Consider the following 23249-nt stretch of genomic DNA (forward strand, 5'->3'; position numbering starts at 1 on the left):
CACGGGGTGTCCGGACCTCGCGGTCGGTTATCCCCAGAATACGAGGCTGTAGACGTAGGCGAAAGCAAACGTCCAACGCAGACCAAACCGGAGGTGACGTCATAGCTCCATTGTGGGTCATCTAGGCACCACTCCCCACACTCCCCCCGACTCGTGACATCGGCGACGACATCGGCGTCATGCTTCCATTTCATCAAGTCTTCCGCGCACAAGCGACGCCGGGAGCACCGCGTCGGGCCCGAACCTGCGGATCGCCTTGTCCATCGCGCGTTCCGCCTCCCGCCATCCCGTCTCGCGCTCGCCGAGACTGAGCTGCCGCGCCGTCGAACCGGCGGGGCTGAGGTTCTCCATCCTGACACCGACGAGGCGAAGGCGCACCCGCTCCAGCCCGGCCGCCTCGAACAGCTCGCAGGCCGTGGTGTAGATCTCCTGGGCGACGTCGGTCGGCTCCTTGAGGGTGCGCGAGCGGGTGATGGTGGTGAAGTCGGCCCGGCGCAGCTTCACGCTGACGGTGCGGCCCACGTGACCGCCCGCCCGCATGCGCGCCGCCACGCGCTCCGACAGGCGCAGCAGCTCGCGCCGGATCGCCTCGGGGTCGTCGACGTCGGCGGCGAACGTCTCCTCGTTGCCGATGCTCTTGTCGGGCGTGTGAGCGGTGACGGCCCGCTGGTCGCGGCCCCAGGCCAGCTCGGCCAGATGGCCGCCGACGGCGTGGCCCAGCTCGCGGCGGAGCGTGGCGGGCGGCACGCGGGCCAGGTCGCCGACCGTGCGGATGCCGAGCCGTACGAGGGCCTGCTCGGTGCGCTCGCCGACGCCCCACAGCGCCGAGACGGGCAGCGGGTGGAGGAACGCCACCACCTCGGCCTCGGGCACCACGAGCAGGCCGTCGGGCTTGCACTGCTTGGAGGCGAGCTTGGCGACGAACTTGCTGCCGGCCACCCCCACCGAGCAGGTGATGCCGTAACGCTCGCGCACCTGCTCGCGGATCATCGCGGCGATCGCCGCGGGCCGGCCCAGCCGGCGCCGGGCGCCGCCCACGTCGAGGAACGCCTCGTCGGAGGCGATCGGCTCGACCAGCGGCGTGATCGCGTGGAAGATCTCCATGACGCCCCGCGACACCTCGGAGTACTTGCCGTGGCTCGGCGGGATGATCACGGCCTGCGGGCACACCCGGCGGGCCCGGCTCATGGGCATCGCCGAGTGCACGCCGTAGGCCCTGGCCTCGTAGGTGGCGCTGAGCACCACGCCGCGGCCGGCGGGCGAGCCCACGATCACCGGCCGGCCGCGCAGCTCCGGCCGCTCCAGCAGCTCGACGCTCGCGAAGAAGGCGTCCATGTCGACGTGGAGGATCGGGCAGCCGCTGTCATCGGCCCCGCTCCGCGGTGCGGGGCCGATGCCGGTGATCTGCTTGCGGGACACGTCCTCGATTCTATCCGAACACCCGTACGAACGCCCGGGCGGCACCCGCCCGGCGGGTCAGCCGCGGCGGGCCAGGACGTGGAGCTGGGTGGCGATGTCGCGCAGCACGGGGTGACCGGCCGCGACCTGCTCCAGCGCGACCAGCGCCTCGGCCGCGCCGGGCTCGCCGTCGACCAGACGGCTGGGCACGAGGTCGGCGAAGACCCGCACGCCGTGCACGGCCCCCACCGCGAAACCCGTGGCCGCCAGCAGCTCGGACAGCGCCTCGGCGGTGTAGCGGCGCGGGGTGGGGTCGCGGTCGCCCCAGCGGCCCTCGGGGTCGGCCAGCGCGGCGCGCGCCTCGTCGAAGTGACCGGCCAGCGCGCGGTGGAGCGCCGCCGCGACCGGGTTGGCCGCCAGCACGCTCACCGCCCCGCCCCGGCGCAGCAGCCCCGCGACGGCGGTCATCGCGCCGATCGGGTCGTCGACGTACTCCAGCACGCTGTGGCACAGCACCAGGTCGGCGTCGTCGTGGTCGAGCAGGTCGGCCAGGTCGGCGAGGTCGCCCTGGAGGCCGCGCACGCCGACGCCCTTCTCCTTGGCCCGGCGCTCCAGCGCGGCCAGCGAGTCGGGGCTCGGGTCGACGACCGTGACGGTGTGGCCCAGCTCGGCCAGCGGCACGGCGAACCCTCCGGTGCCGCCGCCGGCGTCGACGATGTCGAGCCGCTCGCGCCCGGTGGTCTCGCCCAGCCGGGCCAGCTCGGCCAGCAGCGCGTCCCAGACGACGGCGGTCCGCACCGCCGGGGGCCTCGTGACGCCTTCAGCTCGCAACCTCGGCTCGCCTCCTTCTCGCTCCTCCGACGCGCCCCAGCCTACGCCGTCCCACGCCTCCCACGTGCTGCCACGGGTGTCATGCACACGGACCGTCACGGCGCGGAGGTGAGAGGAGCGGGCGCACGGCGTGGACGGGCGCCGTGCATCTCGGCGCCGGGACCGGCGGACGGGCGCCGGACGTCATACCACCGAAGCCGGCGGACGGGCGCCGGGCCGTCACGGCACCGGGGCCGGGCGCAGGGCGCGGACCACGGCGGCCGGGTCGGCGGCGAAGAACCGCACGGACGTGACCTCGGCCCGGCCCCCGAGCGGGCGCACGACGGTGACGGGCGCGCTCAGCTCGACGGCCACGTTGGTCTGGGACCCCACCGCGACCCGCAGCCGCCCGTCCTCCACCGCGACCACGCGCTTCTCGTCGTACGAGCGCGCCACCGCGGCCGAGGCGATCAGCTCGCGGGGTACCCGGAGGTCGAGGTACTCGCCGTACCGGACGCGCAGCTCGTCGCGGCTCACCAGGTGCGGCCGCAACGCGCAGGAGGCGACCAGGGCCAGGGCGAACAGCACCCCGTACGCGTCGATCAGCAGCACCGGCAACCGGACCGCGGCGGGCACCCCGAAGGAGACGAGCAGCAGGTCCACCACGACGGTCTCCACGGCCAGCGCGAAGGCGAGGACGAGCTGGAGCGCCGCCTGCTCCCCCGCGTACGGGCCGGCGACGGCGCCCGGCGGCACCCGCGGACGGCCGCGCCGCGCCACGAACAGGACGAGGGCCGCCACGCCCCGCGCCTCCAGCACCACCAGCCTGCGCACCACCGGCGGCACCAGGGCGTCGAGGGTGGCCGACAGCGCGGCCCGCCGGCCCGCCCCCGCGCGGCGCCCGGCCAGGTACAGCCGGCCGGCGACGGCCGCCTCCAGCGCGAACACCAGCGCCGCGGCCGTCTCCGCGCCCGCGAGCAGGACGGCCGGCGGGCGGATCCCCGACACGAGCAGCACGGCCAGCAGGCACTCGGCGGGCACGGCGGCGTACAGCGCGGCACGCGCGATCCTCAGCATGACGCGGCCGCCCCCGGGCCGCGGCCCCCGCCACGCCGCCCGCTCCCCCGGGACCTCAGCATGACGCCCGCTCGCGCAGCCGCTCCATGAGCAGCCGCAGCACCTCGGCCTGCGCGGGCGCCATCTCCCCCGCGAACGTCCCCAGCCACCGCTCGCCGTCCGCCACCGGCGAGCCGCCGGCCGGTGAACCACCCGCCGTTGAGGTGCCCGCCATTGAGTCGCCCGCCAGCGCGCCACCCGCCGTTGAGGTGCCCGCCATTGAGCCGCCCACCGGCGAGGCGCCCGCCGCGTCACGGCTGTGCTCGATCATCGCCGCGGCCATCGCGTCCGGGATGTGCACGGCCAGGTCGGCGGCGAGCCCGGCCACCCGGGGGTCGTCCGGGTCGGCCGCGGCGAGGTCGTCCAGCCGCCGGTAGAGGTCGAGCCCGCGGGCGAGCATGCCGGGCTCGGTGAGCGGCCGCATCAGCTCGACCACCGCGTTCTCACCCTCGGGGCCACCCATGGCACTGGCCAGCGTCAGCATCTGGCGGTCGAGCTCGGCGAAGCGCGACCCGTCGAGGGACAGCTCGCGCAGCAGGCCGGCCATGTCGGCCGACATGAGCGTGCCGGACCCCTCCTCGACGCGGGCGAGCAGCGCGGCCAGCCGGGCCCGCCTGGCCGCGATCGCCTCCTGCTCCCTGGCGAGGTCGGCGTCCAGCTCCTGGAGCACCTCGCGCAGGTCGCGACCGTCGTCGTCGGCCAGCGCGTCGCGCAGCTCGTCGAGGGAGAGCCCCAGCCGGGCGAGCTGCCGGACGCGGGCCAGGGCCACCGCGTCCGCGAGCCGGTACTCGCGGTAGCCGTTGGCCTGCCGCGCCGGCTCGGGAAGCAGGCCGATGTGGTGGTAGTGGCGCACGGTCCGGGTGGACACCCCGACCAGCGCGGCGAGTTCGCCGATCCTCATGCCTCAATGAGACACGTTGACGTCGCGTGAAGGTCAACTCCGCGCGACGGCCCCTACAGGGTGAGGCTGGGCTTGAGCTGCTTGAAGCGGGCCAGCAGCCCGTTGACGAACTGCGGCGACTCGTCCGTGGACAGCTCGCCGGCCAGGTGCACCCACTCGCTGATGACCACGCCCTCGGGCACGTCGGGCATCCAGAGCAGCTCGTACGTGCCGCCACGCAGGAGGTTGCGGTCGACCGCGGGCATGCGCTCGAGGGTCCAGCCCTCGGCGTAGGTGGTGATCAGCTCGTCGATGCGCGCCTGGTGCCGGGCGACGCCCTCGACGAGGGCCGAGGTGTACTCGTTGACCGGCGGCTCCTGCCGCTCCACCCGCTCGGCGAGGATCTTGAGAGGATCCTCGCCGCGGATCTCGGACTCGAAGAGGATGTCCAGCGCGCGCCTGCGTGCCTTGCCCCGTGCCGACACCTCAGGCCCGGCCGAGGTATTCGCCGCTGCGGGTGTCGACCTTGACCTTCTCGCCGGTGGTGATGAACAGCGGCACCTTGATCTCGGCGCCGGTCTCCAGCGTGGCCGGCTTGGTGCCGCCGGTGGAGCGGTCGCCCTGCAGGCCGGGCTCGGTGTTGGAGATGGTCAGCTCGACCGCGGCGGGCAGGTCGACGTAGAGCGCGGCGCCCTCGTTGAAGGCGACCGTGGCCAGGGTGTTCTCCAGCATGTAGTTGGCGGCGTCGCCGACCGTGCCGGCGGACACGTTGACCATGTCGTAGGTCTCGGTGTCCATGAACACGAAGTCGTCGCCGTCGCGGTAGGAGTACTGCATCTCGCGCTTGTCGACGTTGGCCACGTCGACCTTCACGCCGGCGTTGAAGGTCTTGTCCACGACCTTGCCGGACAGGACGTTCTTGAGCTTGGTGCGCACGAACGCACCGCCCTTGCCCGGCTTGACGTGCTGGAACTCCACAACGGCCCACAGCTCTCCGCCGTCGAGCTTCAGCACCATGCCGTTCTTGAGGTCGTTGGTCGTCGCCACTCGTTTTCTCCCGCGTGCGGCCGCTCTAAAGGACGAGCAGCTCCTTGGTCGTCTTCGTGAGGAGTTCCGGCTCGCCCTCACGTGTCACGAGGGTGTCCTCGATGCGAACGCCGCCCTGACCGGGCAGGTAGACCCCGGGCTCGACGGTGATCGGAACTCGATCCTCTAGTCTACCGGTCCGTGACGGGCCCAGGAACGGCTCCTCGTGGATCTCCAGGCCGACGCCGTGGCCCAGGCCGTGCCGGAAGTGGCCGCCGTGACCGGCGCGCTCGATGACGGAGCGGGCCGCCGCGTCCACCTCGCGGACGTCGGCGCCGGGGGCGAGCGCCTCGCGGCCCGCGCGCTGGGCGGCGGCGACGAGGTCGTACAGCTCGCGCTGCCAGGCGGCGGGCTCGCCGAGGGACACGGTGCGGGTCATGTCGGCGTGGTAGCCCTCGTAGACCGCGCCGAAGTCGAGGGTGACCAGGTCGCCCGCCATGAGCGGCCGGCCGGTGGGGACGTGGTGCGGCACTGAGCCGTTCTCGCCGGCCGCGACGATGGTCTCGAACGAGGGACGCGCGGCGCCGAGCTCGGCCATGCGCGCCTCCAGGACGCGGGCGACCTCGCGCTCGGTCATGCCGGGCCGGATGGCGCCGCAGATGTCGGCGAAGGCCTGGTCGGTGATGGCGCAGGCGGTGCGCAGCAGCTCCAGCTCGTCCTCGTCCTTGACGGCGCGCAGCCCCTCGACGACGTGCTCCAGGGGGACGAGCGCGTCGCCGCCGAGGCGGTCGAGCAGCCGCCGGTACGTGGCGACGCTCATGCTCGCGGCCTCGATGCCCGTGCCCGGCACGGCCAGCGCCCCGGCCGTGTCGACGGCCTCGACGACCGGCACGTCCAGGGCCTGGGCCCGCTCCACGTACCGGTTGTCGGTGGCCAGCCGCGCCGAGCCGTCGGCCCCGACGAGCACGGCGGCGTTGGAGCTGTCGAGACCGGTCAGGTAGCGCACGTTGACGCGGGAGGTGACGAGGAGGGTCTCGACGCCGTGGGCGGGCAGTGCCGCGGCCAGCCTGGCCCGCCGCTCGGAGAGGATCGTCATGGCGTCAATGTACGTCAGAGCCGCCAGTCGCCCAGGAAGTCGGGCAGCGGTCCCGAGGTCGGCACCTCGCCCCGGGCCTGGGCGGCCCTCAGCTCGGCCATGACCTCCTTGATCTGGTCGCGGCCCTTGGCGTCGCGGCCCCGCTCGAAGCTCTTGGCCGCCTTCCTGAGCTTCTTGCGGGCGTCGTCGGCGAGGCGCGGGTTCACGTCGCCGACGGACCGCTGGGCCGTCAGGGCGTTGTCGAAGGCCCACAGCCACGCCGACCACCCGCCCGGCGGTACGGCGCCGCTGCTCAGCGTGGCCTTGGGCTGGGCGGTCTCCTGGAGGGAGGTGGGCGCGGGCGACGGGGTGACGATCCGGGCGGTGCTCGGCGGGGCCGTGGTCGGCTCGAAGGTGGGGATGTCGGGGGTCTCGATCGTGGTGACCGGGGTCGGGGTGGGGGCGGCGGTGGGCGTCCCCTGGGAGCCGCCCCACACCACGAACGCGACGGTGACGGCCGCGATCACCGCGAGCGCGACGCCGAGCTGCAGGAAGAGCTTGCGGTTGGAGGCGGGTTCGCGGCCCTCGGACGGGAGCGCGTCGTAGACGGCGGTGTCTCCGGCGCGCGGCGGCTGGTGCGGCCCTCCGCCGGGCGGCGCGGGCAGCGGGCCCGTCGCGTGCGGGCCCACCGCGTGCGGGGACGCGCCATGTGGGGATGCGCCCTGCGGGGACGCGCCATGTGGGGATGCGCCATGTGGGGATGCGCCCTGCGGGGACGCGCCGTGCGGGGAAGCCGCCGGGCCGGTCGGCGGCGCGCCGTACGGGGCCGCGGACTCGGCGGTCGGCGGCGCGGCGGCGGCCGGCGGGGGCGTCTGGGGGCGGGGGCGGGCGATGGCCGCCAGCGCCCGCCGTACCGGCTCGCCGCCGGAGGGCCGGGCGGCGGGGTCGGCGGCGAGCATCGACAGCACAAGCCGGTCCAGCTCGGCGGGCACCTCCGCGCGGTGGCGGCTCGGCGGCACGGGCTCGACGCTCCGCCCCTCCTCCGGGGCCTCCTCGTACGGCGGGCGGCCGCACAGCAGCTCGTAGCACATGCAGCCCAGGCCGTACAGGTCCGACGCCGCCTCGGCCGGGCGGCCCGCGGCCTGCTCGGGAGCGGTGTACCGGGTGGGCGGGACGGCGATCCCCGCCACCCCGAACCCGACGACCTTGAGCACCCCGCTGCCGGCCCGGCGGAAGCTGCCCGGGTTGACCTGCCCGTGGACCACGCCGACCCGGTGGGCGGCGTCCAGCCCGGCGGCGGCCTGCCCGACGAGGTCGCACGCCTCGGTCACGGGCAGCGGCCCGCGCGTGGCCAGCTCCTCGCCCAGGCTCTCACCGCCGAGGAACTCGGTCACGAGGTACGGCGTGCCGTCCTCGTCGCCCACGTCGAGCACCATGGCGACGTTGGGGTGGATGACCCGGGCCACGGCCTCGGCGTGCCGCTGGAGCGCCTCCCGGGAGGCGGCTCCGGACCGGAGCAGCTTCACCGCCACGGTCCAGTCGGCGCGTGTGTCGTACCCCCGCCACACCTCTCCCATCGGCCCGTTGCCGATGCGCTCGTCGAGCCGGTACCGGCCAGCGACCATGGACGGCGCTTCGTCCGACATATCCCCGCCAATAACTCCAGAAACGGCATTTTCGACCAACCATAGGGCCCCAGCCGTCCTCCGATGTCCCGATTGCGCGGCCTGCCGGCGGGAGACGTGTTTCCGCGCACCTCGGGACCGCCCCTTCGCGACATCCCCGACACTGGCGGGCTTCCGGAACCAGGGGCGCGGCCCGGGAGAGCGTTCCGCCCTCCGAGACGCCGCGCGGCGACGTGAGGGGGGGGCTCCGGGGAGCAGGGCGATGACGGTGTCCCGGAACCCCCACGAGGACGCCCCCGGCGCCGGAGAACCGGCCGCCCCACGAGTCACCCACGGCTGGTGAGCCGGGGGCTCCTGCGGGCGAAGGCGGGGGCGTGCTCGGGCCGGGGCCCGAAGCCGACGAACCGGGCCGGGATCATGCGCAGCCACGGGAACACGCGCACGAGGAGGAGCAGGGACCTGGGCGGCCCGGACCTCCTGCCCGGGGCCCGCATCTCGAACATGGCACGCTGGAGCAGCCGCTGGGCGCCCTGGACGATCACGGTGGGCGGTTGCCTGCGCCGCTGGACGGCCGCCAGGTCGGCGACGGTGACGGCGTGCCGCCGCAGGGGCCCGGCCAGCAGGGCGGCGGTGGCCACCGCGTCCTGGATGGCGAGGTTGATGCCCACGCCCCCGGCGGGCGACATGGCGTGCGCGGCGTCGCCGATGAGCAGCAGGCCGTCGCGGTACCAGCGCCGCAGCCGGTTCAGCTTGACGTCGAGCACGTGGACGTCGTCCATGCTCGCGAGCTGGTCCACCCGGTCGGCGAAGTCGGGGCGCAGCCGGGCGATCCGCTCGCGGAAGCGCTCGATCCCCTCCCGGCGCAGCCGCGCGTCGGAGCCCTTGGCGGTGAGGTAGGCCACCTGGTAGTAGTCCGGGCGGGTCAGGCACAGCAGCAGCTCGCCACCCCGCGCGACCGGCGTCACCCCGGCCGGGGCGCTCCGTTCGGCGGGCGGCCGGGGCAGGCGGAACCACCACACGTCGAACGGCACCCGGAACTCCCGGGGCGTCAGCCGCGCCTCCCGGCGCAGCGTGGAGTGCCTGCCGTCGCAGCCCACGGTCAGCTCGGCGCGGATCTCCCCTTCCCGGCCGTCCGCGGCGCGGTAGCGGACGCCGACGACCCGGTCGCCGTCCCTGACCAGCCCGGTGGCCTCCGTCTCCATGCGCAGCGTGAACCCGGGCTCCTCGCCGGCGGCCTCGGCCAGCAGGTTGAGCAGGTCCCACTGGGGCACCATCGCGATGTGGTCGTAGGGCGCGGGCAGCGCCGCGAAGTCGCCCAGCGTCACCAGTTCGCCGTCGGGGGTGGGGAGCGCGAGGTTGCCCAGGCGGCTCTGCGGCAGGGCCCGGAAGGCCGCCCCGAGGCCGAGTTCGTCCATGAGCCGGATGGTGGCGGGGTGGACGGTGTCGCCCCGGAAGTCGCGCAGGAAGTCGCCGTGCTTCTCCAGCACGGTGACCTCGACGCCCGCCCGGGCGAGCAGCAGTCCCAGCATCATCCCGGCCGGGCCGCCGCCGCACACCAGGACGCCGGTCTTCTCGACGGTCATGACAGTCCTCTCTCCTGCGGGTCGCGCCTGATCCTCGTCGAAATTCATCAAATGATGAGTCTCTACTTGAGACGATACACACATGAGGTTCAGATAGGAAGCGGTACCATCTCCGTCCATGGACAGGGCGCTGGTCGAAGCCGCGCTGGCGGCAGCCGAGCGGCACGGCAAGGACGTGGCCGAGGTTCCGTTGAGCGCGATCGCGGCGGCGGCCGGCATCTCGCGCAGCACCCTGCTGCGCAGGCTCGGCGGGTCGCGGGTCACGCTGGACGAGGCGGTGCGGCGGGCCGGGGTGGACCCGGGCGGGCGCCCGCCGGTCCGGGAGCGGGCCATCGAGGCGGCGGCCACGCTGGTCGCCCGCGACGGGCTCGGCGCGGTCACCCTCGACGCCGTCGCCGCCGCCGCCCAGTGCTCGCCGACGAGCCTGCACGCCGTCTTCGGCGGCCGTGACGGCCTGATCGCCGGCGTGTTCGACCGGTACGTCCCGGTTCTCTATCTGGAGGCGCTGGCCGCCGATCCCCCGGAGTCCGTCGAGGACACCGTCCACGCCGTCTACCGCGCGCTGGCCGAGGCGTTCACCCGGGAGCCGCGGGTGCTGCCGGCCATCTTCGGCGACCTGTTCAGCCGCCCCGACGGCACGGCCGCCCGGATGCTGAAGGCCGGCCTGCCCCGGACGTTCGCCAGTATGAGCGCGCTGTTCACCGCGCAGATCGAGGCCGGCCGGCTGCGGCCGCTCCCCCTGCCGCTGCTCATCCAGCTCATGCTCGGCCCGATGGCGGCGCACATGCTGTTCCGCCCCGTCCTGGCGGACGCGCTCGGCGACGTCCTTCCTCCGGTGGACGAGGCCGCGCGGACATTCGCCGAGGCATTTCTCCGCGCCGCCGCGCCGTGAGCCGAGTTCTTTTCCCGTGCCCGGCTCCCAGTGATCCACAAGTGATCTCCAAGAACGCGCACACATTCTGAGGGCTGTCACCGACTTCTTCACGAAAGGAAAGAAGAAGATGAGCCCTCGTCGTCTGGCCGCGGCCGCGCTGATGGCCGGCGCGCTGGCGGCCGGCGCCATGGCCGGTCCCGCTTCGGCCGCTTCCGCCCAGGTCACCGAGGCCTGGCACCTGATGGGCAGTTACGCGTACCACGGCGACTGCGTGAAAGCCGGCGTCAAGGCCATTTCCCTCGGCACGGCTCTTGATTTCTCGTGCAAGCCCTCGGGCTCCCGCTACGACTTCTACCTCTACTACTGAGCACGGCCAACCGGACAAAGGAGTTCAGCAGAATGAGAATGCGCAATGTGATCGCGACCGCCGCGGCCGGGGCCGCGCTTTCCTTCGGCCTCGTCGCCACGCCCGCGCACGCGGAAGGCTGGCAGCACTTCGGCTGGTACTCGACCCAGCGCAACTGCATCACCGCGGGACAATCCCTTGAGGTGCGCTACAGGTGCGTCCCGGTCTCGCCGAAGTGGGATCTGCAGATCTACGTCACCGACGTGTGATCGCCGCCCGGTGACACGGCCCGTCCCGGCGGCCGGGCCGTGTCCGGCGGCCGGGCCGTGTCACCGCCGGACGCACGATGCGAGGCGGTCATGAGGCGAGCAGGTCGAAGTGGAAGCCGAGCACGAACAGTCCCAGGGACACCCAGCGCGTCGCCATCGGCAGCTCGGGATCCTGAAGCGCGGAACCGAGCCTGAAGGCGAGCAGGCCCGCTGCGCCCCCGAGCGTCGTCCCGAGCACGAACTCCACCGGCCAGGGCACCCCGATCGGCTCGGCGACGAGGACGACGGCTCCCCCGGTGAGAAGACCGACGACGAAGGTGTTCCGGCTGGGCTTGCGCGCCATGAACCGCGCCAGGCGTTCGCCGTAACGGGACAGCTTCTCCGGGCCCACCAGATCGACGACGACCGTCGCGCCCGACACGAACGACAGGATCTTGCCGAAGCGGCCCCACCAGAGCAGGGGCAGGCCGAGAAGGTCGTGACCCAGCGTGGACCTGCCGTCCAGCCACATGCCCCACGCGTCGAGGTAGCTGATGTCGGCCACCAACGGAGCGTAGAGGCATCCGGGCGCGTTGCCCAGCCCGGACGACGCGAAGGGCGGGAAGCCCGGTGGCTTCCCGCCCTTCACGCTGCGCGGAGCGTCAGGCCGCGGCCGGCTCCGGGGCGCCGGCCGCACGCTCCGGCCGGCGCGCGTCCAGCTCCTGCGGCGCCGCGTTGAACACCGCCTCGTCCAGGCGGCCCTCCGAGCGGGCCACCAGCACCGGCACGACCATCTGCCCCGTGACGTTGGTCGCGGTGCGGATCATGTCGAGGATCGGGTCGATCGCCAGCAGCAGGCCGACGCCCTCCAGCGGCAGGCCGAGCGTGCTCAGCGTCAGCGTGAGCATCACCGTCGCGCCCGTGAGGCCGGCCGTGGCGGCCGAGCCGACGACCGAGACGAACGCGATCAGCAGGTAGTCGCCCACGCCCAGCGGCACGTTGAAGACCTGGGCCACGAAGATGGCGGCCAGGGCCGGGTAGATCGAGGCGCAGCCGTCCATCTTGGTGGTGGCGCCGAACGGCACCGCGAAGGAGGCGTAGTCGGCGTCCACGCCGTTGCGCTCGATCGTGACGCGCTGGGTCAGCGGCAGCGTGCCGACCGAGGACCGGGAGACGAAGGCCAGCTCGATGGCGGGCCAGGCGTTGCGGTAGAAGGTCAGCGGGTTGACCTTGCCCCAGATCGACAGGAGCGTCGGGTAGACGGCCAGCAGCACGATGAAGCAGCCGACGTACACGGCGACGCTGAACTTGGCGAGCGGCGCGAGCAGCTCCCAGCCGTAGGTGGACACGGCCTTGCCGATGAGGCCGGCGGTGCCGACGGGGGCCAGCCGGATCACCCACCACAGCGCCTTCTGCACCAGCTCCAGGACGGAGCGGCTGAGCGCGAGGAACGGCTCGGCCTTCTCGCCGACCGCGAGGGCGGCGGCGCCGAGGACGGCTCCCAGGAAGACGATCTGGAGGACGTTCATCTCGGTGAAGGCGGTGAAGACGTTCGTGGGCAGGATGCCGGTGACGAAGTCGAGCCAGGTGCCCGCGCCCTCGGTGTCGACGGCCTTGGCGGCGCCGGTGTCGAGGGTGACGCCCTGGCCGGGGTTGATCACCAGGCCGAGCGCGATGGCGAAGCCGACGGCCACCGCGGCGGTGGCGAGGAACCACAGCAGGGTCTTGGTGGCCAGCCGGGCGGCGCCGTTGACGTTGCGCAGGTTGGCCACGCTGACCAGCACGGCGGTGAACACCAGCGGCGGCACGGCGAGCTTGAGGAGCTGGACGAAGATCTGGCCGACCTTGGTCAGGGTCTCGGCGAGCCAGGCGACGTCCCAGATCTTGGCGGCGAAGCCCAGGGCGACACCGAGCACGAGGCCCAGCAGCAGCTGAAGGGAGAAGCTGAATCTCTTCACGACGGAAAGACTCCGGAGGTACGGGCGGGCACGGCGGGGCGCGCCTCAGGCGGTCAGGGAGGTGGTGCCCGGGGGTGGCGTGGCACGAAGCGGCACGACGTGCCGCGAAGGGGGATCGGCGATCAAGCGCGTCAGGGCGCGATCAGCGACAGAGAGACCCCAGAACCCGGCACAGGTCGATGTGCAGGCGTTCGACGAGCCGCACGATCACCACGGAAAACCTCACGAGCGTGTTCAACACGCCGTCTCCAGGACCGCATTCCCCGGCCCGGCGTGATCGTCGTCACACCGGGCCGGGCGGATCGCCGGACTCAGCCGGCGATCTCCTTGATGCGCTCGATGAGCCGGACGCGCTCCTCGTGCGTGCGGCCCAGCGGCGCGACGTTGAGCGTCGTCACGCCGGACTCCCTCATCGCCTGGACGCGGTCGCGCACGAAGCCCTCGTCGCCGATCAGCGAGATGTTGCGCAGCAGCTCGTCCGGCACGAGCGCGGCGGCCTCGTCCTTCCTGCCGTCGAGGTAGAGCTCCTGGATCTGCTCGGCCTCCTTCTCGAAGCCGTAGCGGCGGGCCAGGTCGTTGTAGAAGTTCTTGCCCTTGGCGCCCATGCCGCCGATGTAGAGGGCAGCCATCGGCCGCCCGAACTCCAGCAGCCCGGCCACGTCGTCGCCGATGGCCAGCGACGCCTGGGCGATGACGTCGAGCTCGCCCAGCTCGGGATCGCGCCTGGCCTTGCCCGCGGCCAGCGCCTCGCCCCACACCGCGCCGGCCCGCTCCGGCATGTAGAAGATCGGCTCCCAGCCCTCGGCCAGCTCGGCGGCCAGCTCGACGTTCTTGGGGCCGATGGCGGCCACGACGATGGGGATGCGCGGGCGCACCGGGTGGTTGATGAGCTTGAGCGGCTTGCCGAGCCCCGTGCCCTGGTCCGGCGGGAGGGGCAGCGTGTAGTGGCGGCCCTGGTACTGCACGCGCTCGCGCCGCCACACCTGGCGGCAGATCTCGATGACCTCCCGGGTACGGCCGAGCGGCGCGGTGTACGGCACGCCGTGGAAGCCCTCGACGACCTGCGGGCCGGAGGCGCCGAGGCCGAGGGTGAACCGCCCGTCGGAGACGTAGTCCATGCCGGCGGCCGTCATGGCGAGCAGGGTGGGCGTGCGCGAGTAGATCGGCAGGATGCCGGAGGCGATCTCCAGCCGCTCGGTCCGCGCCGCGATGTAGCCCATCTGGCTGACCGCGTCGAAGCTGTAGGCCTCGGCCACGAAGACGATGTCGAGCCCGGCCCGCTCGTAGTCGGCCAGCTCGGCGACCGTCTCCTTGAAGCCGCCCGAGTAGTTGAGTGCCATACCGATGCGCATTGCCGGGCTCCCGATACCGAATGTTATTCCGTTGCGAGGGCAACAGACTAGCGCGTCCGCGCGCGGCGCGGCGAGCGGCTAGCCTGGTGCGCAACTCGGAGAGGGGCCGATGCTGAACAGGATCGTCGGGCGGATCGTCGTGGCGGGGGCGGCCGTGGTGGCCGTCGTGCTGGCGGGGCATCGCCTGATCCCCGCGATGGGCGGCTTCACGCCCGTCCTGGAGAGCCTTCTCCCCTGGCTCGGCTGGGCCGTCCCCCTCCTGCTCGGCGCGGCGGCGCTGGCGCGCTCGCGCCTGGCGGCGGTGGCGGCGCTGGTGCCCGGCCTGGTGTGGGCGGTGATGTTCGGCCCGGCCCTCTTACGGTCCTCGCCCGGCGGGCGCTCCGACCTGTCGGTCGGCACCGTGAACGTCGGCGTGACCAACGACTCCTCCGGCACCGCCGTGCGCACCATCGCCGACGGCCTCGACCTGCTGGCCGCCCAGGAGCTGACCTCAGGCGGTCCGGCCGCCAAGCGGCTGAACACCCTGTTCCCCCACCACTACACGGTCAGCACGGTCGGGCTGTGGAGCCGCTACCCGATCCGCCAGTCCAAGCCGCTCGACGTCGGCATGGGCTGGGTGCGCGCGTTCCGCGCGGTGGTCGACACCCCGAAGGGCGACGTGACCGTGTACGTCATGCACCTGGCCTCGGCCAGGCCCGGGCAGACCGCCTCGCGCGACGAGTCGCTGGCCGCGGCGCGCCGGCTGATCGACGCCGACACCAGCAAGCGGATCCTGCTGCTCGGCGACCTCAACACCGCCACCACCGACCGCGGCATGCGGGGGCTGACGCCGCCGCTGCTCAACGCGCAGCAGGAGGCGGGACAGGGATTCGGCTTCACCTGGCCGTCGTCGTTCCCGATCACCCGGCCCGACCACATCCTGTACAAGGGGATGACGGCGACGGAGGCCGGGGTGGCCCCGGCGACGGGCAGCGACCACCGCGCGGCGACGGCGTCCTTCCGCCTCTAGCCTTCCGGGGTCAGTCCGCTGAGCTCCGGCCTTCCCCGGTCAGTCTGCCGAGGTCGGCGGGGGTGTCGATGTCGGCGGGGTCGCCGAGCCCGTCGCACGGCACCTCGGTCACCAGCTCCGGGTGCGCCTTGATGAAGGGCCGGGCGCCGACGTCGCCCACCGCCAGCCGGGCCACCTCGGCGAAGTCGGCCCGCGACAGCAGCACCGGGTTGCGCCGCCGCCCGCCGTAGGTGGCGACGGCCAGCCGCGCGCCGCTCGCGACCAGGGCGCGCACCGCCTCCGGGCCGACGAACGGCTGGTCCACCAGCGCCACCACGACCGCCTCGGCCTGCTCGGGCAGCGCCGCCAGCCCGACCCGCAGCGACGAGCCCATGCCGGAGCGCCAGCCGGGGTTGCGCACCACGACCGCGCCCCGCACCTGGACGGTCGCCGCGCCCACCACCACGACCACGGGGTGGCAGCCGCCCTCCTCCAGCAGCCGCACCCCCCGGTCGACCAGCCGCTCCCCCTCGTGCTCGACCAGCGCCTTCGGGGTGCCGAGCCGGGAGCCCTCGCCGGCCGCCAGCAGCAGCCCGGCCACGCGCGAGGCCCGCACGCTCACGACGCCTCGTGGTGGATGCGGCCCGAGGTGTCGCTGAGCGGCCGGCCGGAGCCGCCCCACCGGAGCTGGATCAGCTCGGCCGCGATCGACACGGCCGTCTCCTCCGGGGTGCGGGCGCCCAGGTCGAGACCGATGGGCGAGCGCAGCCGGGCCAGCTCCTCCTCCGCCAGGCCCGCCTCGCGCAGCCGGGCCAGCCGGTCCTCGTGGGTGCGCCGCGAGCCCATCGCCCCGACGTACCCGGCGGGGGTGCGCAGCGCCACCTCCAGCAGCGGCACGTCGAACTTCGGGTCGTGGGTGAGCACGCAGATCACCGTGCGCTCGTCCACGGTGGTCGAGGCGAGGTAGTCGTGCGGCCACTTGACCACCACCTCGTCGGCCTCCGGGAAGCGCTTGGGGGTGGCGAAGACCGGCCGGGCGTCGCAGACGGTCACGTGGTAGCCGAGGAACTTGCCGAGCCGGGCCACCGCGGCGGCGAAGTCGATCGCGCCGAACACCAGCAGGCGGGGCGGCGGCGCGAACGAGTGGACGAACACGGCCAGGTCGTCCAGCCGCCGCTCGCCCCGCGGGCCGTACCTCCTGATCCCGGTGACGCCCTGGGCGAGCATGCCGCGCGTGTCGTCGTCCACGGCCTCGTCGAGCCGGTCGAATCCGAGCGTCCCGATCGAGCGGTCCGGCCAGACGACGCGGCGGGCGCCCATCCGGCCGGGCCCGGACACGACGGTGGCCACGGCGACCGGCTCGTGCGCCGCCACCGAGCGGGCGATGTCGCCCAGCTCCGGGTACGTCTCGATGGACACCGGCTCGACCAGGATGTCGATGATGCCGCCGCAGGTCAGGCCCACGGCGAAGGCGTCGTCGTCGGTCACGCCGTACCGCTGGAGGACCGGCTCGTCGATCTCGGCGGCCAGGTCGAACACCGCGCCCTCGACGCAGCCGCCCGACACGCTGCCGACCACCTCGTCGCCCCGCACCGCCATCGCGGCGCCGGGCGGCCGGGGCGCGCTGGCGAACGTGCTGACCACGGTCGCCAGCCCGAACCTGAGCCCCGACCTCCACCACCGCATGATCTCGGGCAGCACGTCACGCATGGGCGAGCCTTTCGCTGAGGTCCTCGTAGGCGGCCAGGCTGTGCCCGGCCACCAGGTCGTCGAGGTACGGCAGGGCGGCGCGCATGCCCCCGGTCAGCGGCTCGTAGTCCGCGTACCCCTTGTGCGGGTTGACCCAGATCACCCGGTACGCCTGCCGGGACAGCCGGGCCACCTGCGCGCCGAGCAGGCTCGGGTCGCCGCGCTCCCAGCCGTCCGAGGCGATCACCACGATGTCGCCGCGGGCGTGGCGCCGGGCGAGGAACTCCTGCAGTTCCTCGCCGAGCCGGGTGCCGCCGCTCCAGTCGGGGATGGCCCGCGACGCCGCGTCCAGGGCCGTGCCGGGGTCGCGGTGGCGCAGCTCGGCGGTGAGCGGGGTGAGCCGGGTGCCGACCGAGTAGACGCGGGTGGCCCGCGGCTCGCTCCTGACGAGGGCGTGCGCGAAGCGCAGCAGCGTCTCGGCGTACGGGGCCATGGACCCACTGACGTCGACGAACAGCACGACGCCGCGCGGCCGCTCGGTGTGGCTCCTGCGCAACAGGCGGGCCACGTCGCCCTTGCGCAGCGCCTCACGGATGGTGCGCCGCTGGTCGAGCCGGCCCCGGGCGGCGGGCTCGAAGCGGCGGGAGCGGCGCGCCGCGCGCCCGGCGCTCAGCATGGCCAGCATGCGGTGCACCTCGGCCCGCTCGGCCTCGGTGAGCGCGGCCACGTCGCGGTGGCGCAGCAGCTCCGTGCGGCTGGCGCTGCCGGGGGCGCTCTCGTTCTCGCCCTCCCCCGTCTCGTCGCCGGCCTCGTCGCCGAGGGTGAGGGTGTGGCGGGTGACGCTCACCGCCCCGGCCGGCCGGCGGGAGGCGGTGCGCCCGCCGAAGTACGCCTGGAAGCAGCGGTCGTAGCGGGGCAGGTCGTCCGGGCCGGCGCAGAGCGTGAGGCGGCCGGCCCAGTAGACGTCCGCCGGCCGGGTCACGTCGAGGTGGCGCAGGGCGCCCAGCAGGGCGTGGGTGCGCTCGTGGTCGGCGCCGACCCCGGCCGCCCGCAGGGTCCGCGCGAACCCGGTCATGGTGGCGGCCAGCCCGCCTACGTCCTCACTCGTGGCGGTGAGGGCGCCGGCGTCCTCACTCATGGCGCAGCAGCCCACGCGACAGGACGCTCTCGACGTCCTCGCGGTACTTCAGCGCGGCCCCCAGGGTGGCGGCGGCCCGGTCGGGGTCCAGCTCCTTGGCGCCGAGGGTCAGCAGCGCCTCGGCCCAGTCGAGCGTCTCGGCCACGCCCGGCGGCTTGACCAGGCCGGCGCCGCGCAGCCGGGCGGCGGCCCGCGCGACCTGCGCGGCCAGCGTCTCGGTGCAGTCGGGCAGCCGGCGCAGCAGGATCGCCACCTCCCGGTCGAAGTCCGGGTGCTCCAGCCAGTGGTAGAGGCAGCGGCGCTTGAGCGCGTCGTGGACCTCGCGGGTGCGGTTGGAGGTGACCACGACGACCGGCGGCGTCGCGGCGCGCACGGTGCCGAGCTCGGGGATGGAGATCGTGTAGTCGGACAGCACCTCCAGCAGGAACGCCTCGAACTCGTCGTCGGCCCGGTCGATCTCGTCCACCAGCAGCACGCTCGGCCCGGTCTCCAGGGCCTTGAGCAGTGGCCGGGCGATGAGGAAGCGCCGGTCGTAGATCTCGCCCTCCAGGCGGCCGACGTCGGTGATCCCGGCGGCCTCGGCGGCCTTGAGGTGGAGGAGCTGGCGGGCGAAGTCCCAGTCGTACAGGGCCTGGGCGGCGTCGAGGCCCTCGTAGCACTGCAGCCGGATCAGCGGCGCCTCCAGCAGCGCGGCCAGCGCCTTGGCCAGCTCGGTCTTGCCGACGCCGGCCTCCCCTTCGAGGAACAGCGGCCGGCCCATCCGCAGCGCCAGGAACGCGGCCGTGGCCAGCCCCTCGTCGGCGAGGTACGCCTGCCGGTCGAGCAGCTCGACGAGCCTGCCCGGCGCGTCGATGCCCGCCGCCACGCCGGTCGCGCCCTTCGCCTCACCCGTCCGCCCCAGCACGCTTTCAGGCTACGCGCCGAGCCGCCGCGGCGATATTCGTCACAGGGCCCGACTACTCACGGCGAGGCATCGCTCACGCAAAGACTCCTCCAGGAAGGAGCGCACCTCCCCGGCCTCGGGAACGCCGAGCTCCTCGTACAGGCGCAGCGCCAGCCGTCCGTGCTCGCGGGCGCGTTCCTCGTCGCCGAGCGCGAGGTGGGCGCGGGCCAGCCCGTCGTGGGCGCGGGCCTGCTCCGGCCGGTGGCGGGCCGCGCCGGCGAGCGCGAGCGCGGCCGTGTGCTCCTCGACCGCCCGGGCCGGGTCGGCCGCCGCCTCGGCGAGCCCGTTGAGCGCCGACGCCTCGTCGCCGGCGCTGCCGAGCCCGCGGTGGAGGGCCGCGGCCCGCTCGTGCCGGGCGCGGGCCCCGGCGAGGTCGCCCTGGCGCCGGAGGACGAGGCCGAGCTGGTCGAGGATCAGCGCCTCGCCGGCCGGGTCGCCGACCTTGCGGTGCAGCGCGAGCGCCAGGTCGAGGTGGCGGCGGGCCTCCTCCGGGCGGCCGGCCCGGTCGAGGGCCAGGGCGAGGATGCCGAGCACGTGCGCCTCGCCCCAGGTGTCGGCGCCGATCCGGGTGAGGTCGAGCGCCTGACCGAGGTGGCGCTCCGCCTGGGCGTCCTGGCGGCGGCGCAGGGCCACGTTGCCGAGCGTGAGCAGGGCCCGGGCCCGCTCGCCGGGCCGCTCGCACGCGTCGAGGGCCTGGTGCGCGTGCTCCTCGGCCCGCTCGTACTCGCCGAGCCGCCAGTACGTCCACGCCAGGTCGGCGAGCGCCCGCTCCTCGACCTCGCGCTGGCCGAGCTTGCGGCCGCGCCGCAGCGTCAGGGTGTGCAGCGTGAGCGCGTCGTCGTGGTGCGCCTGCCGGTCGAGGTAGGGGCGCATCGCCAGGGCGAGCATGCCCAGGCACACCTCGGGGCCGTGGACGGCGGTGGCGATGATGTTGGAGCGTTCGGCGTCGAGCCAGGCGAGCGCCTCGGCGGCGTCGCGGACGGGCGCGACCGGGGTGGCCGGCCGCGGGATGCCCTCCCGCTGGGCGACGCTGTGCGGGTAGAGCCGGTCGATCGCCGCGCGGGCGCGGTGCAGGTAGTAGGTGAGCAGCCGCAGGACCGCGCCGTCGTCCTCGGCGATCGAGCGGGCGTGCTCGCGCAGCAGGTCGTGGAAGGTGTAGCGGCCGGGTTCGCGCTGCAGCAGCATGTGGGCGTCGAGGAGGCTCTCCAGGAGGTCCTCCGCCTCCTCCTCGGTGATCCCGGCCAGCGCCGCCGCGCCGCACGGGTCGATGTCGCGCCCGGGCACCAGCCCGAGCAGGCGGAACATGCGCCGCTCGGCCTCGTCGAGCTGGTCGTAGGACAGGGCGAAGGCCGCCGACACCCCGTTGAGGAGCCGGCGGTGGTCGTACAGCCGCTCCGCCAGGTAGGACACGCTCCAGCGCGGGCGGTGCTGGAGGCGGGCGGCCGACAGGCGGATGGCGAGCGGGAGGTGCCCGCACAGCCGCAGCACCTCGCGGACGGCGCCGGGCTCGCGAACGGCGCGCTCGCCCACGATCCGCTCGAACAGCTCGACGCCGTCCTCCTCGCCCAGCGCCTCGACCGACAGCGCGTGGGCGCCGTCGAGGTCGACCAGCCGCCGCCTGCTGGTGATCAGGACCAGGGTGTCGGAGTGCCCGGGCAGCAGGGGGCGTACGTGCTCGGCATCGAGGGCGTTGTCCAGGACGGCGAGCACGCGGCGGCCGGCCAGCTCGGCGCGCCAGAGGGCGCCGCGCTCGGCCAGGGTGACGGGGATGCGGTCGGCGGGCACGCCGAGCTGGCGGAGCAGGGTCTCCAGCGCGGCGGCGGCGTCGAGCGGCTCCCGGCCCGCGGTGTGGGCCTGCAGGTCGATGAACAGCCGGCCGTCCGGGTAGTGCTCGGCCAGCCGGTGGGCCACGTGGACGGCGAGCGTGGTCTTGCCGATCCCGGCCATGCCGTCGATCGTGACGACCGCCGACCGCTCGGCCACGAGCCGCTCCAGCTCGGCGGTCCGTCCGGAGAAGTCGGGGATGTCGTACGGCAGGTAGGTGGAGCGGCGCGGCGGTCCGGAGGCGGCGGGCGCAGGGGCGGCCGCATCGGGCGTAGGGGCGGCCGGGCGCAGCGCCGGGTCGTCGGCCAGGACGGCCCGCTCCAGCTCGGTGAAGGCGTGGCCGGGGTCCAGCCCCTGCTCCTCCGCCAGGGCCGTGCGGTAGGCGCGCGCCGCCGCCAGGGCGTCGGCCTGCCTGCCCGCCCGGTGCAGGGCCAGCACGAGGTGGCCGTTGAGCCTCTCGCGCAGCGGGTTGGCGGCCACCTGGGCGGCGAGCTCGTCGAGCAGGTCGCCGTGCCGCCCGGCGGCCAGCTCGCCCTCCACCAGGCGCTCGTACGCCGACAGCCGCCGGTCGTTCCACAGGTCGCGGACGGCGGCGACGTAGTGCGCGTGCACGTCCTCCAGCGCCTCGCCGCGCCACAGGGCCAGCGCCTCGCGCAGCTCGCCGGCGGCGACCAGCTCGGTGAAGTCGTGCGCGTCGACCTGGCCGGGCTCCGGCCGGGCGACGTAGCCGCCGGCCCGCGTCTCCAGCAGCCCTTCGGCCCCCGCGCCGCGCAGCGCCTTGCGGATCGCGGTGATCGAGGCGTGGATCTGCGAGCGGGCCGTGTCGGGCCGGTCGTGGCCCCACATCGCCTCGATCAGCCGCTCGATGCTGATCACCCGGCCGGCGTTGAGCAGGAGGTAGGCCAGCACGGCCCGGTGACGTGGGGCGAGGCCCGTCAGCGGCGCGTCGCCGGCCACGAGCTGGACGGGGCCGAGAAGGGTGAAGCGCGGCATCGTCCCCCCATCACCATCGCATCGTGCGCGCATCGCGAATGTATCAACCCGGGCGGCCACTCTGGTCCCACAACGAACCACCACAAAGGAACCACCGCAGAGGAGAGCACGATGGAAGCCCGGATGAAGAACCCCGCCACGGTCATCCCCACGGCGATGAAGCCGATCATGGAGCTGATCAAGGCCGCCCAGTCGCAGGGCCTGCCCCAGGAGCTCATGGAGATGATCCACCTGCGGGTCAGCCAGATCAACGGCTGCAGCTTCTGCGTCGACGCCGGCCTGAAGAACCTGCGCAAGCTCGGCGAGAGCGACGAGCGCGTCGGCCTGGTCGCCGCCTGGCGCGAGGCCCCGTACTACACCGACGCCGAGCGGGCCGCGCTGGAGCTGGCTGAGGCCTCGACCCGGCTGGCCGACCGGGCCGACGCCGTCTCCGACGACGTCTGGAACAACGCCGCCGACCACTTCGACGAGCAGCAGCTCGCCTCGATCCTGCTGATGACCGCGGTCACCAACCTCTTCAACCGCCTGAACGCCCCGATCCGGCAGGTCGCCGGCAGCTGGTAAGCCCCCATCACCTACGCAGAGAACGAGAAGGAGAACCGACATGTCCGTCGTCCGCTCGCACCGCTACTCCGTCGCCGACGCCGACCTCGAGGAGTTCCTGGCCCGCCGGGCCTCCCTGATCGCCACCGTACGGGCGGCGCACCCGGGCCTCACCCACACCGCGCTGATCCTGCTGGAGGACGGCACCTACAGCGACACCTGGCACTGGGCGACCGGCGAGCAGATGGGCGCGGCGTTCGCCGCCCTGCCCACCCTCCCGGAGGCGCCGCTGACCATGGCCCTCACCAAGGACGCCACCGCCCTGAACGGCCGGCTCGTCGACGAGCGCTGAGCCCGGCGAGGAGGGATCACTCCTCGCCGGCCTCGCCGCGCTCGCGGATGAGCGCGGCGAGCTCCGCCGTGGCGCGGCGGGCGCGGGCCTTCTCCGAGCCCTGGATGCCCATCGCGCCGATCGTGCGGCCGTCGGAGAAGTCGATCCGGGGCCAGGGGTCGCCGACGAGCAGCGTGACGTCGATGACCTCGGGCCAGGTGTAGCGGTGGGTGCGCAGGACGTTGACGATCGTCAGGCCCTCGTCGTCGGCCTGGACGCGCACCCGCCCGAGCAGGTGCAGCACCCACGCCACCGCCAGCCCGAACGCCACGAACGCGATCCGGTCGGCGATCATGAACGGCTCGGCGATGAACAGCGCCATCAGCACGGCCCCCACGACGACGACCACGGCGAAGACGTACGGGACGATCCTGCCCCGGCTCGGACGCCAGGTGACGGGCAGGCTCGGGGCGGGCACGGGCTCGGGCACGCGTCGAACCTACAACAGC

At 74.1% G+C, this 23249-nt stretch carries 25 protein-coding genes; 6 read left to right on the forward strand and 19 right to left on the reverse strand.

Annotated elements, in window-relative coordinates:
• Positions 1-177: 177 nt before the first annotated feature.
• The 9 genes from HD595_RS02100 to HD595_RS02140 form a co-directional block, all read right to left on the reverse strand.
• A complete protein-coding gene (locus HD595_RS02100) occupies positions 178-1419 on the reverse strand; it encodes a DNA polymerase IV (protein WP_253765276.1) in 1242 nt (413 codons plus the stop codon).
• A 57-nt stretch (positions 1420-1476) separates the two neighbouring features.
• Positions 1477-2229, reverse strand: coding sequence for a methyltransferase domain-containing protein (locus HD595_RS02105; RefSeq protein WP_253765278.1), 753 nt, complete (start codon positions 2227-2229; stop codon positions 1477-1479).
• Between the two features lie 219 nt (positions 2230-2448).
• Positions 2449-3285: a hypothetical protein gene (locus HD595_RS02110; protein ID WP_253765280.1), complete on the reverse strand. Its 837-nt coding sequence runs from the start codon at positions 3283-3285 to the stop codon at positions 2449-2451.
• A gap of 55 nt (positions 3286-3340) precedes the next feature.
• On the reverse strand, positions 3341-4225 hold the full coding sequence (locus HD595_RS02115; protein ID WP_253765281.1) for a MerR family transcriptional regulator: 885 nt from the start codon (positions 4223-4225) through the stop codon (positions 3341-3343).
• A gap of 53 nt (positions 4226-4278) precedes the next feature.
• Positions 4279-4689 (reverse strand): transcription antitermination factor NusB, encoded by a 411-nt coding sequence (gene nusB / locus HD595_RS02120; RefSeq protein WP_175599360.1) that lies wholly within the window; start codon positions 4687-4689, stop codon positions 4279-4281.
• A gap of 1 nt (position 4690) precedes the next feature.
• Positions 4691-5251 carry an elongation factor P gene (gene efp, locus HD595_RS02125; RefSeq protein WP_253765283.1) on the reverse strand — a complete coding sequence of 187 codons (561 nt, stop codon included), beginning with the start codon at positions 5249-5251 and terminating at the stop codon, positions 4691-4693.
• 25 nt (positions 5252-5276) lie between these two features.
• A complete protein-coding gene (locus HD595_RS02130) occupies positions 5277-6326 on the reverse strand; it encodes a M24 family metallopeptidase (RefSeq protein ID WP_253765284.1) in 1050 nt (349 codons plus the stop codon).
• Between the two features lie 14 nt (positions 6327-6340).
• On the reverse strand, positions 6341-7930 hold the full coding sequence (locus HD595_RS02135; protein ID WP_253765287.1) for a serine/threonine-protein kinase: 1590 nt from the start codon (positions 7928-7930) through the stop codon (positions 6341-6343).
• A 326-nt stretch (positions 7931-8256) separates the two neighbouring features.
• A complete protein-coding gene (locus HD595_RS02140) occupies positions 8257-9513 on the reverse strand; it encodes an FAD-dependent oxidoreductase (RefSeq protein WP_253765288.1) in 1257 nt (418 codons plus the stop codon).
• Between the two features lie 118 nt (positions 9514-9631).
• Between HD595_RS02140 and HD595_RS02145 the strand changes: the two genes are divergently transcribed.
• The 3 genes from HD595_RS02145 (at position 9632) to HD595_RS02155 (ending at position 11002) form a co-directional block, all read left to right on the forward strand.
• Positions 9632-10405 carry a TetR/AcrR family transcriptional regulator gene (locus HD595_RS02145; protein ID WP_253765290.1) on the forward strand — a complete coding sequence of 258 codons (774 nt, stop codon included), beginning with the start codon at positions 9632-9634 and terminating at the stop codon, positions 10403-10405.
• 109 nt (positions 10406-10514) lie between these two features.
• Positions 10515-10754 carry a hypothetical protein gene (locus tag HD595_RS02150; protein WP_253765292.1) on the forward strand — a complete coding sequence of 80 codons (240 nt, stop codon included), beginning with the start codon at positions 10515-10517 and terminating at the stop codon, positions 10752-10754.
• A gap of 32 nt (positions 10755-10786) precedes the next feature.
• Entirely contained in the window at positions 10787-11002 is a 216-nt protein-coding gene (locus tag HD595_RS02155; protein ID WP_253765293.1) for a hypothetical protein, read from the forward strand.
• A gap of 88 nt (positions 11003-11090) precedes the next feature.
• On the opposite strand, the gene HD595_RS02160 is transcribed toward HD595_RS02155, so the two are convergent.
• The 4 genes from HD595_RS02160 to HD595_RS02170 all read right to left on the reverse strand — a co-directional run bounded on the left by HD595_RS02160 (position 11091) and on the right by HD595_RS02170 (position 14291).
• Positions 11091-11546 (reverse strand): hypothetical protein, encoded by a 456-nt coding sequence (locus HD595_RS02160; RefSeq protein ID WP_253765295.1) that lies wholly within the window; start codon positions 11544-11546, stop codon positions 11091-11093.
• Between the two features lie 97 nt (positions 11547-11643).
• Positions 11644-12939, reverse strand: a complete 1296-nt coding sequence (locus HD595_RS02165) for a dicarboxylate/amino acid:cation symporter (RefSeq protein WP_253765296.1) — start codon at positions 12937-12939, stop codon at positions 11644-11646.
• 142 nt (positions 12940-13081) lie between these two features.
• Entirely contained in the window at positions 13082-13180 is a 99-nt protein-coding gene (locus HD595_RS47160) for a putative leader peptide (RefSeq protein WP_376768070.1), read from the reverse strand.
• Positions 13181-13250: 70 nt separating this feature from the next.
• The gene (locus HD595_RS02170; RefSeq protein WP_253765298.1) at positions 13251-14291 is read right to left on the reverse strand and encodes an LLM class F420-dependent oxidoreductase; all 1041 of its coding nucleotides are present in this window, start codon (positions 14289-14291) and stop codon (positions 13251-13253) included.
• Positions 14292-14400: 109 nt separating this feature from the next.
• On the opposite strand from HD595_RS02170, the gene HD595_RS02175 reads away from it, so the two are divergent.
• Positions 14401-15300 (forward strand): endonuclease/exonuclease/phosphatase family protein, encoded by a 900-nt coding sequence (locus HD595_RS02175; protein WP_253765299.1) that lies wholly within the window; start codon positions 14401-14403, stop codon positions 15298-15300.
• A gap of 10 nt (positions 15301-15310) precedes the next feature.
• Here the strand turns inward: HD595_RS02175 and HD595_RS02180 are convergent, their stop codons facing one another.
• From HD595_RS02180 to HD595_RS02200, 5 genes are read right to left on the reverse strand one after another with little or no spacing between them, the layout of a single operon-like run.
• Positions 15311-15901: a nucleotidyltransferase family protein gene (locus tag HD595_RS02180; RefSeq protein WP_253765301.1), complete on the reverse strand. Its 591-nt coding sequence runs from the start codon at positions 15899-15901 to the stop codon at positions 15311-15313.
• Positions 15898-16989 (reverse strand): XdhC family protein, encoded by a 1092-nt coding sequence (locus HD595_RS02185; RefSeq protein ID WP_253765303.1) that lies wholly within the window; start codon positions 16987-16989, stop codon positions 15898-15900. The genes HD595_RS02180 and HD595_RS02185 overlap by 4 nt, the downstream gene beginning before the upstream one ends.
• Positions 16982-18106, reverse strand: a complete 1125-nt coding sequence (locus HD595_RS02190; protein WP_253765304.1) for a vWA domain-containing protein — start codon at positions 18104-18106, stop codon at positions 16982-16984. Before HD595_RS02190 ends, HD595_RS02185 begins: the two co-directional genes overlap by 8 nt.
• A complete protein-coding gene (locus tag HD595_RS02195; protein WP_420540681.1) occupies positions 18099-19010 on the reverse strand; it encodes an AAA family ATPase in 912 nt (303 codons plus the stop codon). The genes HD595_RS02190 and HD595_RS02195 overlap by 8 nt, the downstream gene beginning before the upstream one ends.
• 39 nt (positions 19011-19049) lie before the next feature.
• A complete protein-coding gene (locus HD595_RS02200) occupies positions 19050-21866 on the reverse strand; it encodes an AfsR/SARP family transcriptional regulator (protein ID WP_253765305.1) in 2817 nt (938 codons plus the stop codon).
• A gap of 111 nt (positions 21867-21977) precedes the next feature.
• Here HD595_RS02200 and HD595_RS02205 point away from each other — a divergent pair, with 111 nt between their 5' ends.
• Together HD595_RS02205 and HD595_RS02210 are read left to right on the forward strand one after the other, a co-directional pair.
• On the forward strand, positions 21978-22430 hold the full coding sequence (locus HD595_RS02205; RefSeq protein ID WP_253765306.1) for a carboxymuconolactone decarboxylase family protein: 453 nt from the start codon (positions 21978-21980) through the stop codon (positions 22428-22430).
• A gap of 40 nt (positions 22431-22470) precedes the next feature.
• Positions 22471-22761 (forward strand): hypothetical protein, encoded by a 291-nt coding sequence (locus HD595_RS02210; RefSeq protein WP_253765307.1) that lies wholly within the window; start codon positions 22471-22473, stop codon positions 22759-22761.
• 16 nt (positions 22762-22777) lie between these two features.
• Here the strand turns inward: HD595_RS02210 and HD595_RS02215 are convergent, their stop codons facing one another.
• A complete protein-coding gene (locus tag HD595_RS02215) occupies positions 22778-23230 on the reverse strand; it encodes a PH domain-containing protein (RefSeq protein WP_253765308.1) in 453 nt (150 codons plus the stop codon).
• Positions 23231-23249 lie beyond the last annotated feature (19 nt).

The organism is Nonomuraea roseoviolacea subsp. carminata (genome assembly GCF_024172185.1).
Taxonomy (GTDB): Bacteria; Actinomycetota; Actinomycetes; order Streptosporangiales; family Streptosporangiaceae; genus Nonomuraea; species Nonomuraea roseoviolacea.

Coding starts and splice junctions, on each gene's coding strand:
- HD595_RS02140 (WP_253765288.1), bottom strand. CDS start 9,513: ATGACCGTCGAGAAGACCGGCGTCCTGGTGTGCGGCGGCGGCCCGGCC.
- HD595_RS02110 (WP_253765280.1), bottom strand. CDS start 3,285: ATGCTGAGGATCGCGCGTGCCGCGCTGTACGCCGCCGTGCCCGCCGAG.
- HD595_RS02175 (WP_253765299.1), top strand. CDS start 14,401: ATGCTGAACAGGATCGTCGGGCGGATCGTCGTGGCGGGGGCGGCCGTG.
- HD595_RS02185 (WP_253765303.1), bottom strand. CDS start 16,989: ATGCGTGACGTGCTGCCCGAGATCATGCGGTGGTGGAGGTCGGGGCTC.
- HD595_RS02155 (WP_253765293.1), top strand. CDS start 10,787: ATGAGAATGCGCAATGTGATCGCGACCGCCGCGGCCGGGGCCGCGCTT.
- HD595_RS02135 (WP_253765287.1), bottom strand. CDS start 7,930: ATGGTCGCTGGCCGGTACCGGCTCGACGAGCGCATCGGCAACGGGCCG.
- HD595_RS02170 (WP_253765298.1), bottom strand. CDS start 14,291: ATGCGCATCGGTATGGCACTCAACTACTCGGGCGGCTTCAAGGAGACG.
- HD595_RS02190 (WP_253765304.1), bottom strand. CDS start 18,106: ATGAGTGAGGACGCCGGCGCCCTCACCGCCACGAGTGAGGACGTAGGC.
- HD595_RS02205 (WP_253765306.1), top strand. CDS start 21,978: ATGGAAGCCCGGATGAAGAACCCCGCCACGGTCATCCCCACGGCGATG.
- HD595_RS02115 (WP_253765281.1), bottom strand. CDS start 4,225: ATGAGGATCGGCGAACTCGCCGCGCTGGTCGGGGTGTCCACCCGGACC.
- HD595_RS02130 (WP_253765284.1), bottom strand. CDS start 6,326: ATGACGATCCTCTCCGAGCGGCGGGCCAGGCTGGCCGCGGCACTGCCC.
- HD595_RS02200 (WP_253765305.1), bottom strand. CDS start 21,866: ATGCCGCGCTTCACCCTTCTCGGCCCCGTCCAGCTCGTGGCCGGCGAC.
- HD595_RS02150 (WP_253765292.1), top strand. CDS start 10,515: ATGAGCCCTCGTCGTCTGGCCGCGGCCGCGCTGATGGCCGGCGCGCTG.
- HD595_RS02145 (WP_253765290.1), top strand. CDS start 9,632: ATGGACAGGGCGCTGGTCGAAGCCGCGCTGGCGGCAGCCGAGCGGCAC.
- HD595_RS02210 (WP_253765307.1), top strand. CDS start 22,471: ATGTCCGTCGTCCGCTCGCACCGCTACTCCGTCGCCGACGCCGACCTC.